Here is a 15084-nt window from a genome sequence, read left to right on the forward strand (position 1 = left end):
AAAAATGGCATAGGCCCAAGCCAGCCCGGGAGCACTAAATGGATTTAGACAGCGCCAGAGAAGCTCTTATTGAAGAGGCCAGAGACCTGCTTAATTCAATGGAATCAGCACTTCTTACTATTGAAGGCAGTAATGCCAGTAGTGAAGAAATTGATTCACTGTTTCGTGTGGCACACACCATAAAAGGCTCTGCGGCGCTTTTTTCTCTCGATCATATTGTTCTTTTCACCCATAGCATGGAAAGCTTACTGGATTTAGTCAGAAATAATGAAATCAGTATCAATGAAAAAATGATTTCTATTTTGCTTGACTGTAAAGATTATCTCAGCCTGTTAATTAATGCAGTAGAAAACAAAACAGAAAATATTGATCCAGATCCGGAAAACCGTGCAACACTGCTTAACCTGCTCGATACTTTTTTAATACCAACGAACCAGATACAAACAATATCTTCCACGGACTCCATTGAAAAAGACGAGCAAAAACAGGCAGGAGACAGCCACTGGCATATTTCTTTGCGTTTTAATAAAAATAATTTAATTAACGGCATGGATCCGCTCGAATTTATTCGATATTTATGCACTCTGGGCAAGATAAGTTATATCTATACAATTACTGACAATATCCCTCCTCTAGACAATATTAATACAGAAGACTGCTATTTAGGTTTTGAAATAGATCTCGAATCCAGCAAAGATAAAAAAACCATTGAAAGCGCATTTGATTTTATTCGTAAAGACAGCACAATACGCATTCTCCCCCCGCATGCAAAAATGCAGGAATATATTGACCTTATTCACTCACTCCCCGAGCCCCCACAGCTTCTGGGTGAAATTATTCTGAAAGGAGGATCAATCACACCATTAGAGCTGGAGGAAATTCTTCACATTCAAAAAACCGAGCCAGACCGGCAACTGGGCAGTATTTTTGTCGAAGAAAACATTGTTGCAGCCCCTGTTGTCGCAGCCGCATTGCAAAAACAAAAACAAATTGAAGATAAAAAAAATAGTGAGCTGAAGTTTATCAAAGTGGAAGCAGGCAAACTCGATACTCTGATCAATATGGTAGGGGAGCTCGTTATTGCAGGAGCTGCCGCCAATTTAATTTCAAAAAAATCTAATAACCCAGCAATGAATGAAGCTTGTGCTAATTTATCTGAACTGGTAGAACAAATCAGAAACAGTGCATTAAACCTAAGAATGGTACAAATCAAAGAAGTGTTCGAACGCTTCCCCAGAGTTATTCGTGATACCGCTAAAGATTTAAATAAACAAATCAATCTTAAATTAATGGGGACAGAAACAGAATTAGACAAAAGCATGATAGAAAAATTAAGTGACCCACTTATGCATATTATTCGTAACGCCCTTGATCATGGCATTGAGCTGCCACAAGACAGAATAAATAAAGGAAAAGCAGCGCAGGGAGAAATCATCCTAAATGCCTTTCATGACTCAGGCAGCGTGGTTATTGAAATCAGCGATGATGGTGCAGGATTAAATAAAGAACGTATTTTAAACAAAGCAATAGAAAAAAAATTAATCAACAAAGAAGCCATTCTCAGTGAACATGAAATTCATCAGCTCATTTTTGCTGCAGGGTTTTCTACCGCAGAAACAATCACCCACCTATCTGGCCGTGGCGTAGGCATGGATGTAGTTAAACGCAATATTGAGCAATTGCGTGGGGAAGTAGAAGTTTTATCCGAAGAAGACTCAGGAAGTATTTTTAGTATTCGCCTACCGCTTACGATGGCAATTATTGATGGTTTTCAAGTAATGGTTGCCGATTCTACCTTTGTTATTCCTCTTGATTTGGTACTGGAATGCGCCGAGCTTACCCCCGATGACGAACAGCATAATTTTGTGAATTTACGTGGAAAAGTATTGCCTTTTATTCGTTTACGCAACCTCTTTGATTTACCAGAAAACAAGAGCAATAAAGAAAATATTGTGGTAATTCAATATGGTCAACATCGAGCAGGGCTTGTTGTTGATAAGTTAATTGGTGAATTTCAGGCTGTCATCAAGCCACTTGGCCTGCTATTTAAAGAATTAAAAGGTATTAGTGGTTCCACAATTCTTGGGTCAGGGGAAGTAGCACTTATTTTGGATGTTGCCCAACTGGTGCAGTTTGCTCATAAAAAAGCAGACATATCACGCAATACTACCCATAAAACACCACTATTACCACTTCCTATTCCAACAACAAGCAGTAGTGATGGAGAACAATAAAATGAACTGGATTAAAAATGCCAAAATCGGCAACAAACTGCTTATTTCATTTATGCTTATTGCAAGCATATCGCTATTGGTAGGGATTATCGGCATTAGTAAAATAGCACAGCTCAATAAACTAGTGCAATATATGTATACTGACCAACTTATCCCAATCAAAGATAATGCTAATGCCAATTTACAAGCTGTTTACATTGCAAGAAGGCTCAATTTCTATGTTTTTTCTAACGATGAAAAAATGCAAAAAGAAATTGTCTTAGAAATGGATAATTACGAAAAAAAAATGATGGAGCTCATTGCAAAATTTAACAATACGCAACAAACCGAAACATCTCAAAAAATCATTCAGGAATTGCCTGCAGACTGGCAGGCTTTTAAAGCAACACAACAAAAAGTAATTCATTCTGTTGACCAGAAAGAAGATATAGAAAAAACAAAACAAATTATTTTAAATGAAGTTCGCCCTGCTTTTCAAAAATTTGATGACAATTTATCTGCCCTTCTTGATATAAAAGAGACAACCAGCAAACAATCTTTCGAGCATGCCAATGAAGTGACTGCACAAATCACCATACTCATGGCAAGCATTATTATCTGCTCTTTTTTAATTTCAATCATGATTGCTTTTTTTATCACCCGCCAAATTATGCGTCAAATTGGCGGGGAACCAAGTCTTGCCGTCAGTATTGCAAACCAGGTAGCCAGCGGCAACCTAACGATTAACACCACACTCACCCAGGGCGATCAGTCCAGCATTATTTTTTCGCTACAAAAAATGACTCATACGCTCAACCAAGTCATGAGCAATATTTACTCTACATCAAATGCCCTGGCCAGCTCATCCGAGCAAGTAAGCGCTGCATCCCAGAACCTGTCACAAAACGCCTCTGAGCAGGCAGCCAGCATAGAAGAAACCAGCTCATCTCTCGAAGAAATCACCTCAACCATTTCGCAAAACAATGAAAATGCCAAAATAACAGAAGGAATCTCTGGCAAAGCCTCCGTTAAAGCGGCTGAAGGCGGAGCTGCCGTAAAAGAAACAGTATTTGCCATGCAGCTGATTACTGGAAAAATTAAAATCATTGACGATATTGCCTATCAAACCAACTTGCTTGCGCTTAACGCCGCCATTGAGGCGGCGCGTGCAGGAGAGCATGGAAAAGGCTTTGCCGTTGTTGCTGCCGAAGTACGTAAACTTGCGGAACGCAGCCAGATTGCAGCTCAGGAGATCAGCGAGCTTGCCGACAGCAGCGTACGGCAAGCGGCAGGCGCTGGCGAGCGGCTGGGAGAAATTGTACCTTTAATCAAAAAAACAGCCGATCTGGTCGAAGAAATTTCAGCGGCTTCCCAGGAGCAATCCAGCGGCATAGAGCAAATCAATACCGCCATGAGCCAAATTTCACAAACAACCCAAGGCAATGCCGCTGCGGCAGAAGAGCTCAATTCAACAGCAGAAGAGCTTTCTATTCATGCCTCGCGTTTACAGGAAATGATTGGTTTTTTTCAAACGGGGAAAACCTCAAAAATATAAACCTAAAATACACAACAATGCACTTGTCGGCTTAGGCCGTGTTTTTTGCCTTTACCAAGGAATAAACTCATGAATATCCGCAACCTAAGGAAAAATAAAGAAGAGCATCTTGCCTTGGCCCAGTCAGAAGAAAAGCAATACCTTACTTTCATGCTAAATCAAGAATTATTTGCCGTCGTCATTCACAATATCAAAGAGATTATTGAGTATGCCGGCGTCACCGAGGTCCCTCTGATGCCGCGTTTTATGCATGGCGTTATTAATATGCGTGGCGCAGTTATTCCGGTCATAGATTTAGCCGTACGTTTTGGCAAAGGCAGCAGCACAATTGGCCGGCGCTCTTGTGTGGTTATTCTGGAAGTCTTTTTTTCCGAGGCGTATCACGATGTGGGTGTATTGGTAGATTCGGTTAACGAAGTCATTGAAATCTCTGCTTCAAAAATCGAGCCACCACCCGAATTTGGCGCGAAAGTGCGTAGTGAATTTATCTCGGGAATCGGCACGATCAATGATAAATTCGTCATCATTCTGGACGTAAATCATGCGCTTTCTTTAGGTGAAATGGTCGAACTCGTTGATGAAAAAATTAATTCAAGCTCGGAGCATCGCATAAGCTTTAATGCTGACGAAATGCAATAGTGGCGTGTAACAACACCATGTCAGTTAAACGCATTATATTACTCCCTGGTGATGTGCATTTTTCTCGGGCACCTGACCAGCTTTACACCCTTCTTGGCTCCTGCCTTGCCATCACAGCATGGCATCCACAGCGCCTGCTCGGTGGCATGTGCCACTTTCTACTTCCCAAGCCCGCTCACAATACTGCACCGGACGGGCGTTACGGCAGCGACGCTTTTAATTTGCTTTGCCAGTTTATGCAACAAAACACCACCTTCCCCAATGAATACCGCTATCAAATTTATGGTGGCAGCAATATTTTACAAACAACCATCAAAGATTCATCCATTGGCAGCCGCAATATTTATGCTGCCAAACAAATTTTGCTTAACGCTGCACTCAGTATTGATTTCGAAGATACGGGAGGCAACTATTCACGCAAAATTTTACTCGATTTAAAAACTGGAAAAATCACCGTGCACCACTTACGGCACGAATAAACATAAGCCAGGACATTTCATCTTTAATAACAAGAAAAGCCGCTAACTAAAAATACAAAAAAATCAACTCCAAAAGCACAATTAACCCTCTATAACTAAGATTATGCTCATTAAGCAAGGCTAAACCATGACCATTAAAGTCATGATCGTTGATGATTCTGCTGTAGTGCGGCAGGTCATGCTCGACACACTTTCTAAAGCCAGTGACATCCAGGTGATCGGCTCAGCCCCTGATCCTATTTTTGCCCGCGAAAAAATGGAAAAAGAATGGCCAGATGTCATTGTGCTGGACATTGAAATGCCACGTATGGATGGCTTAACATTCCTAAAAAAAATCATGGCCGAACGGCCAACCCCCGTAGTGATCTGCTCATCCCTCACAGAAAAAGGAGCCGAAATCACCATGCAGGCCCTCTCTGCGGGCGCCCTGGCCATTATTACAAAACCCTCCTTAGGCCTAAGGGATTTTATTCAGGACAGCTCGGCAGATCTGCTGCACGCCATTCGTGCAGCGTCCATGGCAAGGCTTCAGCGGCTACGCCCTACAGCTCCCGTACGCACAAGCCACAGCCCTAACACCCATTCAGGTGCTACTTCTTCCACCAGCGCCATGCAGGAGAGAATGGGCTCACCCAAGCTCTCGGCTGATGCTATTTTGCAGGCAGCGGGCAGCCAGAGCACTATTCAGACCACACACAAAATCATTGCTATTGGTACATCAACCGGCGGCACACAGGCACTGGAAAGCATTCTGCCCGAGCTACCCAAAACATCCCCCGGCATTGTAATTGTTCAGCATATGCCAGAAAAATTTACCGCATCCTTTGCCGCCCGGCTCAACAGCCTGTCACAAATCGAAGTGCGCGAAGCAAAAAGTAACGACCGCATTCTCCCGGGGCTGGCGCTCATTGCGCCTGGCGGTAAACATATGCTGGTCAAACGCAATGGCACGCAATACCACGTAGATGTTATCGATGGCCCCATGGTCAGCCGCCATCGTCCTTCAGTTGATGTTTTATTCCGGTCCGTCGCAAATGCAGCCGGACGCAATGCAATCGGATTTATTCTAACAGGCATGGGTGATGACGGAGCAAGAGGCTTAAAGGAGCTCCACGATACGGGAGCTCACACCTATGCTCAGGACGAAGCTAGTTGCGTGGTTTTTGGCATGCCTAAAGAGGCCATTAAATTAGAAGCCAGTGATGAAATCATTGCACTTGAACGCATTCCTGACGTGATAGCCAAACTTTCTAACCGGTGATAATTATGTCTGCTGAACTTAATGTTTTTATTGTGGAAGACAGCCTTATTCAAAGGATGCACGCAGCCACACTCTGCTCCGAGCTAGGGCTACACGTGATAGGAGAAGCATCCGATGGTAACGAAGCCCTGCTGCTTTTACAAAACTCTTCACTTCCCGATGTAATGCTGATTGATTTGGAAATGCCTGGCATGGATGGAATCGAGCTCATTCAGGAGCTTGCACACCGGGCCATTCCCGTATCAGTCATTGTATCAAGTGCAAAAGAAGACTCATTGATTTCTTCAGTAGAAACCATGCTGCAAGCCTATGGCCTGCCCGTATTAGGAGCCATTAAAAAGCCACTTACTTTAGCCCAGCTAAACAAAGCTCTCGACAACTTCAAACCCCTGACCAAAGAAACACCTCAAACCAGGCCCGAGCCGGTAATGGCGGCATCCGAAATCACCAAAGCCCTGATAGAACATCAGTTTGTTGCCTATTTCCAGCCTAAGATTTCAATTAAAACAGGCGTCATCAAAGGCGTCGAAACACTCATTCGCTGGCAACACCCCGAGAAAGGCCTGATTATGCCTTCGCAATTTATTTCTACCGCCGAAGAACAAGGCCTTATCAATGAATTAACCATGGAAATATTAGACCTGGCACTACAGCAATGTCGCCACTGGCATGAGCGCGGATTAAAAATCACAGTTGCAATTAATTTATCCATGCTGTCTTTATCCTGCTCTAATTTTGCTGAGCATATTTCCCAAAAGGTAGCAAACTATGCAATAGACCCCAGCTTTATCATGCTGGAGATCACAGAAACCGCCGTCATGGGTGATGTGGGGAATGCGCTGGGTACACTTGCAAGATTAAGACTTAAAGGGTTCGGCTTATCGATTGATGATTACGGCACCGGATTCTCATCGATGCAGCAACTCTCCCGTATCCCCTTTACCGAATTAAAACTGGATCGCTCTTTTGTTGATGGTGCACATACCAAGCCTCATCTGCGCGCTATTTTGGCCAGTGCTATTGAAATTGCAAAAAAACTGGAGCTCAAAAGTGTAGCCGAAGGCGTTGAATGCATTGAAGATCTGACTGTTTTGCAAGAATTAGGCTGCGACATCGTTCAGGGTTATATTACCGCCAGACCCATGCCAGGCCATGAAGTCGTGCCTTGGTTAAAAAGCAATAATCAGCGTCTGAGAGAATTATGTAGGTCTACCCTTTAAAACCTCATAAAAAAACGCCACCGAAGTGGCGTTTTTTTACTCGATCAAAACAGGCTCCGGCTCACCTTCTAGCTTCACCTGCTCGATTTCAATAAAGCGACGGGAAATTTTATCGCTAGTGATACTCACCTGCTGTACATCATCATTCACCTGACGGATATGCGTAGCAAGCTTTTTCATCCGATCGTCAAAGCGGGTGAACTCCTGCCCCAGCTTACCCAGAGCCTCTTTAATAATGTGCACTTGCTTGCGCGTTTCTACATCTTTAATCACCGCCCGTGCCGTATTAAGCACAGCCATCAAAGTAGTCGGCGACACAATCCAGACGCGTTTGGTCATAGCATGCTGCACCAGCTCGGGGTGATAAGCATGAATTTCGGCAAACACGGCTTCGGCAGGGATAAACATTACCGCGCCATCTGCTGTTTCATTTGGAATAATATATTTGCTGGAAATATCATCAATATGCTTTTTAATATCTCCCCTGAACGCTTTGGATGCCACCGCCCGATCAAGTGTTCCATCAAACATACGATGGTAGTTTTCAAGTGGAAACTTGGCATCCACAGCTACCGTGCCTGTTGGCTCGGGCAGACGCAAAATACAATCGGCACGTGTGCCATTACTTAAAGTCGATTGGAATTCGTAGACCTGGTTGGGCAACACATTTCGGATCAGATGCTCTAACTGCACCTCACCAAAAGCACCCCGGCTGCGCTTATCTCCAAGTAACTCCTGCAAACTCACCACATTGGTAGTCAGGCCATCAATCTTCTTTTGTGCTTCATCAATTGTGGCCAAACGAGCCATCACACTGGCAAAGGTTTCATTGGTTTTTTTAAAGCCTTCATCCAGGCGTTCGGTGACTTTGCCTGAAATTTCGCCCAGTTTAGCATCGGCCGTTTTAGTCAGCTCACCCACAGCAGTGGTCAGCTGCGTTGCCGTCAGTGCCAGGGCATTTTGAATCTGCTCCATTTCACGTACCGATTGTTCGGCCAGCATTTGTGAGAGTTTTAGTAAAATCTCTTCCCGTAAAGCATCCTGTTTACCCGAAAGCTGGCTGGAAATATCACTTAACTGCTTGACTACCAGCTCACGTGTTTCAGACAATGTGGTTGTTAAAGAAAGCCGCATGGTCGAAAGTGATTCGGTTTGTGCTGCCTGCAAATGCGTCAGTGATTCACGTGTCTCTTTTAACTCCTGCCCTACACCGCTGCGCACCCGTTCGAACGCTTCGGTCATTGTGTCACGCAGACGCTCACCCGAGCGGGTAACGGCATCGGAAAGCTGCACACCCTGCTGGGTTAAAACCACATGAGTGCTTTCAGTTTGCCTGCTTAAGCCCTGATGTAAATCAGAAAGCATCTCTCTGTGCTTAGCCTCCAGATCTTGTGTCAGCGTATCTAAAACATCTCTTTGCGACTGAGCCAGCTGGTGCAAACGAGCCACCACCAGTGCACCTGCCAGCAAAACGACCAGCGTCGTAATTCCAAACAATAGGTCTAACATAGGTTTCCACGTATACCGCAACGAGGAGATTGTAGGCGATGTGCGGCAGTACGCCTATAATCACTTACATGAAGCCTCTGCTATTTACTTTATTCACACTGTTTACCGGTGTTGCCCATGCCACGGATATCGCAGCCATTCAGCATGCGGCACAACAGTGGCTGGATCAGTCCCTGGCCAGCAGCAACGGGGTGCCCAGCTATCAGCTTAGCCAGATTGACAAACGCATCCAGCTGGCCCCTTGCAAACAATACGATGTAGGCTTACCCAGCGGCTACCGGCTTTTAGGCAACACCATGCTCAAAATCCAATGCGTGGAGGGTGCCAGCTGGGCGATCAATCTGCCCGTTAAAGTTTCCCTGCTTGTCACCTACTATGTTGCAGCAAGGCCCTTATCGGGCAACCAAGAGCTCGGAGCGGGCGATCTTTCAGCCCAGCAAGGTGATCTGGGTACGCTACCGGGCTCTATCATTCTTGACCCATCCCAGGCCGTAGGCCGTGTACTTAATACCGCAGTCGCATCCGGCAGGCCCCTGCGCAGTGAAATGCTCAGAGCGGCAATAGTCATCCAGCAAAATCAGAAAGTAAGGGTGATTTTTCGAGATGGTGGTATTGAGGTCGCCAACGAAGGAATAGCGATGAATAACGCCGCCGATGGCCAATCGGTGCGCGTGCGTATAGGTACAAGGCAAATCATTCAAGGTGTCGCCACGGCAACGGGCAGTGTGGATGTCAGTGATTGAAGCTGGCCGCCGGGTCAACAAGTAACCTAAACAACCCCGATCGGCACAACAAATATCGCCCATATTCACACGTGAACTGACAAAACGCTCGCCAGCCGCTACAATTTGCGGCTTTGTAAAGTCCGCCCAAGCGCTTAAGCATGCAAGTTTTTAGAAGCGTTTCTAACGCTCACCTTCCTCCTACTGCAATCACCATCGGCAACTTCGATGGCCTACACGCTGGCCATGAAGCGATGCTGTCCGAATTAAAATCGGTGGCATCACGACACAAACTTAAAACCTGTGTGCTGACTTTTGAACCGCACCCCCGTGAATTTTTTACGCCAGAAGCCGCCCCTGCCCGCCTCACCAGCTTACGGGAAAAACTGGAGCTACTGGCAGCAAGAGAGATTGATTACGTCATCGTGCAGCGTTTTGATCGCACATTTTCATCTTTAAGTGCGATCGATTTCAGAGATCAGATACTGGCTAAAGATTTAAATGCACAGCATGTGATTGTAGGAGACGATTTTTGCTTTGGAGCAAAACGCGCGGGCGATTTTGCCCTACTGCAAGCCAGTCAAAATTTCAGCGCCTGTAGCCTTGCCACCGTAACTGACGGTGGCCTGCGGATCTCATCAACCGCTGTACGAAACGCCCTGGCTGCTGGTGATATGAGCTTGGCCACCCACTATTTAAACCGTCCCTACTCCATTTCCGGACGAGTTGTTAATGGCGATAAAATCGGCAGAACACTCGGCTTTCCAACTGCCAATATTCAAATCAAACATAATCGCCCTCCCTTATTTGGCATTTTTGTAGTGGAAATACACGGGCTGGAAAAGCCATACCAAGGTGTAGCCAGCCTAGGGTTTCGCCCCACCATCCACGGTGGCGACCCCTCACCTAGATTAGAAGCGCATTTATTTGATTTTAACCAACAGATATATCGTCAGCATCTGCGTGTAGACTTCCTGCATAAGCTGCGTGATGAAGAAAAATACATTGATTTGCCCACTTTAGTTGCGCAAATCGAAAAAGATTGTGTCGCAGCCCGAAACTGGTTTGCGGATAACAGATAAGTAATGCCTCACCATTGAGAGATCAACATGTCAGAAAAACCTGTTAACAAGTACCCAGTCAACTTACTTGACACACCATTTCCTATGCGTGGTGATCTGGCCAAACGCGAACCGGGCTTTTTAAAAGACTGGCAAGACAATGCGCTCTACCAAGCCATTCGCAGCAAAGCAAAAGAGCAGAACCGTCCTAAATTCATGCTGCACGACGGCCCGCCGTACGCCAATGGTGATATTCATATCGGCCACGCCGTGAATAAAATTCTAAAAGACATCATTATCAAAGCCAAAACACTGGATGGCTTTGATGCACCCTATGTACCAGGCTGGGATTGCCACGGACTGCCAATTGAGCATCAGATCGAAAAAATTGTTAAATTTGATAAGCAGGCGCTGGCCGCCAACCCGGCTATCTTTGAGCGCGTGCAGGAATACCGCAAAGCCAATGGCCTTGACCCTAAGGAAACCCGTCTGCCTGCAGCATTTACCCGTGAACTATGCCGCGATTACGCAGCAATCCAGATCGAACGCCAGAAAGCCGACTTTATCCGCCTGGGTGTATTGGGTGACTGGAACAATCCTTACCGCACCATGGATTTCAAAACCGAGGCCGACATTGTCCGCACCTTGGGGAAAGTCCATTCAAACGGCTATCTGATCCGAGGCCAAAAACCGGTTCACTGGTGCGTAGACTGCGCATCAGCGCTGGCTGAAGCTGAAGTTGAATACGAAGACAAAGTATCCCCTGCCATTGATGTAGGCTTTCGCGTGGTTGATAGCGCAGCACTCTCTGCCGCTTTTGGCGGTGTGAATGTCCAAGACATCCCTGCGTTTGCCCTGATCTGGACGACCACGCCATGGACTTTACCTGCCAACCAGGCAGTATCGGTACATGCAGAGCTGATATACGACTTAATCGCCACACCAAAGGGTCTGCTGATTCTGGCTCGTGATCTGGCTGAAGCCACCATCAAACGTTATGACATCGAAACCACTGAAGTCATCGCCCAGGCCAAGGGTGCTGCGCTGGAATTTTTGCAACTGCAACACCCCTTCCTGGAGCGCGTAGTGCCGGTTATTTGTGGCGAGCATGTCACTACTGATGCCGGTACAGGCCTTGTACATACCGCACCAGCACACGGTTTGGAAGACTACGTAGTCGGCTGCAAGTACAAGATTCCAACGGATAACCCGGTGGGTAACGATGGCCGTTTCTATAGCAATATTGAATTTCTTGCAGGTAAAACAGTCTGGGAAGCCAACCCGCTGGTGCTTGCCTTACTGGAAGAGCGTGGCGCGCTGTTTGCCAGTAAAAAACTGGAGCACAGCTATCCACATTGCTGGCGTCATAAAACCCCTATTATTTTCCGTGCAACCAGCCAATGGTTTATCGGCATGGAAACCGCAGGCATTGAAGGTCACACGCTCAGATCACAGGCCAACACGGCGGTTGATTCGACAGAGTTCTTCCCGGCATGGGGTCGTGCCCGCCTGGAAGCGATGATTAAAAACCGCCCGGACTGGTGTGTTTCACGCCAGCGCAACTGGGGCGTGCCAATGACTTTCTTTGTGCACAAAGAAACCGGCGAATTACACCCGAAATCAGGCGAATTGCTTGAGATTGTCGCTAAGCGCATCGAAGCCGAAGGAATTGAAGCGTGGTTTAAGCTTGACGCAAACGAGCTACTGGGTGACGACGCGATTTACTACGACAAACTCAAAGACACGCTGGATGTATGGTTTGATTCAGGCTCCACCCACTACGCAGTATTGCGTCAGCGGGAAGAGCTCACATGGCCGGCCGATTTATATCTGGAAGGCTCGGATCAGCACCGTGGATGGTTTCAGTCATCCCTGCTGACAGGCTGTGCTACGGAAGGACGCGCACCTTACAAACAATTGCTCACCCACGGTTTTGTCGTGGACGGCAAGGGTTTGAAGATGTCCAAATCCAAAGGCAACGTCATTGCACCTCAATCGGTCATTAACCAGCTGGGCGCAGATATGCTGCGCCTGTGGGTAGCCTCTACCGATTACTCCGGCGAGCTAACTATTTCTGACGAGATTCTGAAGCGCACCGCCGATTCCTACCGCCGCATCCGTAACACGCTGCGCTTCTTACTGGCCAATATTTCTGATTTTGGCGCAGAAAACCTGCTACCGGCAGAAGAGCTGCTACAGCTTGATCGCTACGCTCTGGTTGAGCTGGCTGCATTCCAGGCAAAAATCACTGCGCTATACGGTAAATACGAGTTTCACCTTGCGGTCCAAGAGATTCACGCTTATTGCTCGGAAGACCTGGGCTCTTTCTACCTCGACATTATCAAAGACCGTCTCTACACCATGGGTGCAGATAGCCAGGGCCGTCGCTCGGCACAAACTGCGCTCTGGCATATCAGCCAGGCACTGGTTCGCTTACTCGCACCGATTTTGTCTTTCACCGCGCATGAAGCATGGGGCACGCTGAAAAACGAAGAAAATGTGTTCCTATCCACCTGGCACACGGTACCTGTAGTGAGTGATGCAGAGCAGCTAAATGCCCGTTTTGTGCTGATTCGTGAAGTACGCGCCGCAGCACAAAAAGAAATCGAACTGCAACGCGCGGGCGGCAAGCTAGGGTCGAGCTTACAAGCCGAAGTTGAAATCACTGCAGCAGGAGACACTTACAGAGCCCTGGCAGGTTTAGGCGATGAGCTGAAATTTGTCCTTATCACCTCGCAAGCACGCTTGGTAAAAGGTGAGACAAGCAGAATCAGTGTTGGCGCATCTACTGCAGCTAAATGTGATCGCTGCTGGCATTACACCGCCAGCGTAGGCACACACGCGGAACACAGCACGCTGTGCAGTCGTTGTAATGACAATCTATTTAAGCAGGGCGAGGTCCGTGCCCATGCTTAAAAGCGGCGTAGGGCGCTGGCTTGCCATCGCCCTTTTGGTGCTGATTCTGGATCAGGCCAGCAAACATACGATAGAAGCACTCTTTCAGTTTGGCGAGCAGCTCACCATCATCCCCGGATTTTTTAATCTGACACTGGCCTACAACCCTGGTGCAGCATTTAGTTTTCTGGCCGATGCCGGTGGCTGGCAACGCTATTTCTTTACAGCACTGGCCTTGGGTGTGTCGGTGTTTATCGTGTTTTTACTAAAAAAACACCATGCAGAAACACGTTATGCCCTCGCCATGTCACTGATTCTGGGTGGTGCGCTTGGAAACGCCATCGATAGAATGCTGCTGGGCCATGTGATTGACTTTATTCAGATTCACTATCAGCAGCGCTGGTACTACCCGGCATTTAATATCGCAGATTCAGGTATTTGTGTCGGTGCAGTCTTAATGGTGATCGATTCATTCCGGCGTGAAACCCCATCGGAGAAAACAGTATGACAATGCAAATTATCCTGGCTCAGCCGCGAGGTTTCTGTGCGGGTGTAGACCGTGCCATTGCCATTGTTGAAAAAGCGCTAGAAAAATTCGGTGCACCTATTTATGTGCGCCACGAAGTGGTTCACAATAAATTTGTCATTGAAGATCTCAAACAAAAAGGTGCTATTTTCGTCGAAGACTTAGCAGATGTACCAGCAGGCAATACGCTGATTTTCTCTGCACACGGTGTTTCACAGGCTGTACGGGCGGAGGCTGCAGAACGTGGCCTGACCATTTTTGATGCCACCTGCCCGCTGGTCACCAAAGTTCATCTCGAAGTGAAACGCTTAAGAGAGCAAGGCTTTGAAATCATCATGATCGGACATAAGGGGCATCCTGAGGTGGAGGGCACCATGGGGCAGGCTCAGGGAGGCATGTATCTGGTAGAAGAAGTCAGTGATGCAGCGACTTTAGTTGTAACTGGCAACAAGCTGGCTTACGTGACACAGACCACGCTATCTGTTGATGATGCACAAATTGTAATTGATGCGCTACGCGCACGCTTTCCAGATATTGTTGGCCCAAAGAAAGATGATATCTGCTACGCCACCCAGAATCGTCAGGATGCCGTCAAGCATTTAGCCAAAGAAGTCGATGTGGTGGTCGTGGTTGGATCGCCCAACAGCTCAAACTCTAATCGCCTGCGTGAAGTCGCCGCCAACTTAAGCATCAACTCCTACATGGTCGATAACGCCAGCGAGCTGCAAGCAGAATGGTTTACTGGCAAGAAAAATGTTGGCGTAACCGCTGGCGCTTCTGCCCCGGATATTCTGGTCCGGCAAGTCATTGCTCAGGTAGAACAATTTGGCGCAAGCAATATCCGTCAAATGGATGGCATAGAAGAAAACGTCATCTTCTCATTACCTAAGGGCCTGGTGTAAAAAGAAGGTCGCGATCTACACCTTAAACCACGCAGAACACAGAGAGCATGGAGCGACACGGAGAAAATCAATATCGTGTATTTTAAAGGCTGCAGATCTCAG

Annotated in this window: 12 protein-coding genes; 11 read left to right on the forward strand and 1 reads right to left on the reverse strand. The window is 46.8% G+C overall.

Features of this window, described 5'->3' with window-relative positions; translation table 11 throughout:
- Window positions 1-38 precede the first annotated feature (38 nt).
- The 6 genes from EJO50_RS07735 to EJO50_RS07760 all read left to right on the forward strand — a co-directional run bounded on the left by EJO50_RS07735 (window position 39) and on the right by EJO50_RS07760 (window position 7367).
- A complete protein-coding gene (locus tag EJO50_RS07735; RefSeq protein ID WP_125973031.1) occupies window positions 39-2234 on the forward strand; it encodes a chemotaxis protein CheA in 2196 nt (731 codons plus the stop codon).
- A gap of 1 nt (window position 2235) precedes the next feature.
- Window positions 2236-3768 carry a methyl-accepting chemotaxis protein gene (locus tag EJO50_RS07740; protein ID WP_164521451.1) on the forward strand — a complete coding sequence of 511 codons (1533 nt, stop codon included), beginning with the start codon at window positions 2236-2238 and terminating at the stop codon, window positions 3766-3768.
- A gap of 69 nt (window positions 3769-3837) precedes the next feature.
- The gene (locus EJO50_RS07745; protein WP_125973035.1) at window positions 3838-4407 is read left to right on the forward strand and encodes a chemotaxis protein CheW; all 570 of its coding nucleotides are present in this window, start codon (window positions 3838-3840) and stop codon (window positions 4405-4407) included.
- 17 nt (window positions 4408-4424) lie between these two features.
- On the forward strand, window positions 4425-4886 hold the full coding sequence (locus tag EJO50_RS07750; RefSeq protein WP_125973037.1) for a chemotaxis protein CheD: 462 nt from the start codon (window positions 4425-4427) through the stop codon (window positions 4884-4886).
- A 127-nt stretch (window positions 4887-5013) separates the two neighbouring features.
- On the forward strand, window positions 5014-6147 hold the full coding sequence (locus EJO50_RS07755) for a protein-glutamate methylesterase/protein-glutamine glutaminase (RefSeq protein WP_206434479.1): 1134 nt from the start codon (window positions 5014-5016) through the stop codon (window positions 6145-6147).
- Between the two features lie 5 nt (window positions 6148-6152).
- Window positions 6153-7367: an EAL domain-containing response regulator gene (locus tag EJO50_RS07760; protein WP_125973039.1), complete on the forward strand. Its 1215-nt coding sequence runs from the start codon at window positions 6153-6155 to the stop codon at window positions 7365-7367.
- Window positions 7368-7403: 36 nt separating this feature from the next.
- On the opposite strand, the gene EJO50_RS07765 is transcribed toward EJO50_RS07760, so the two are convergent.
- On the reverse strand, window positions 7404-8876 hold the full coding sequence (locus EJO50_RS07765; RefSeq protein WP_125973041.1) for a DNA recombination protein RmuC: 1473 nt from the start codon (window positions 8874-8876) through the stop codon (window positions 7404-7406).
- Window positions 8877-8944: 68 nt separating this feature from the next.
- On the opposite strand from EJO50_RS07765, the gene flgA reads away from it, so the two are divergent.
- The 5 genes from flgA (at window position 8945) to ispH (ending at window position 14982) form a co-directional block, all read left to right on the forward strand.
- Window positions 8945-9619: a flagellar basal body P-ring formation chaperone FlgA gene (gene flgA / locus EJO50_RS07770; protein WP_164521452.1), complete on the forward strand. Its 675-nt coding sequence runs from the start codon at window positions 8945-8947 to the stop codon at window positions 9617-9619.
- A 140-nt stretch (window positions 9620-9759) separates the two neighbouring features.
- Complete coding sequence (locus EJO50_RS07775) at window positions 9760-10680, forward strand: bifunctional riboflavin kinase/FAD synthetase (protein ID WP_125973045.1); 921 nt, start codon at window positions 9760-9762, stop codon at window positions 10678-10680.
- Between the two features lie 27 nt (window positions 10681-10707).
- Window positions 10708-13575 carry an isoleucine--tRNA ligase gene (ileS, locus tag EJO50_RS07780; RefSeq protein ID WP_125973047.1) on the forward strand — a complete coding sequence of 956 codons (2868 nt, stop codon included), beginning with the start codon at window positions 10708-10710 and terminating at the stop codon, window positions 13573-13575.
- Complete coding sequence (gene lspA / locus EJO50_RS07785) at window positions 13568-14062, forward strand: signal peptidase II (RefSeq protein WP_233702236.1); 495 nt, start codon at window positions 13568-13570, stop codon at window positions 14060-14062. The genes ileS and lspA overlap by 8 nt, the downstream gene beginning before the upstream one ends.
- Window positions 14059-14982 (forward strand): 4-hydroxy-3-methylbut-2-enyl diphosphate reductase, encoded by a 924-nt coding sequence (gene ispH, locus EJO50_RS07790; RefSeq protein WP_206434480.1) that lies wholly within the window; start codon window positions 14059-14061, stop codon window positions 14980-14982. Before lspA ends, ispH begins: the two co-directional genes overlap by 4 nt.
- The last annotated feature ends 102 nt before the right edge of the window (window positions 14983-15084 follow it).

The sequence above is a fragment of the Iodobacter ciconiae genome (assembly GCF_003952345.1).
Classification (GTDB): domain Bacteria; phylum Pseudomonadota; class Gammaproteobacteria; order Burkholderiales; family Chitinibacteraceae; genus Iodobacter; species Iodobacter ciconiae.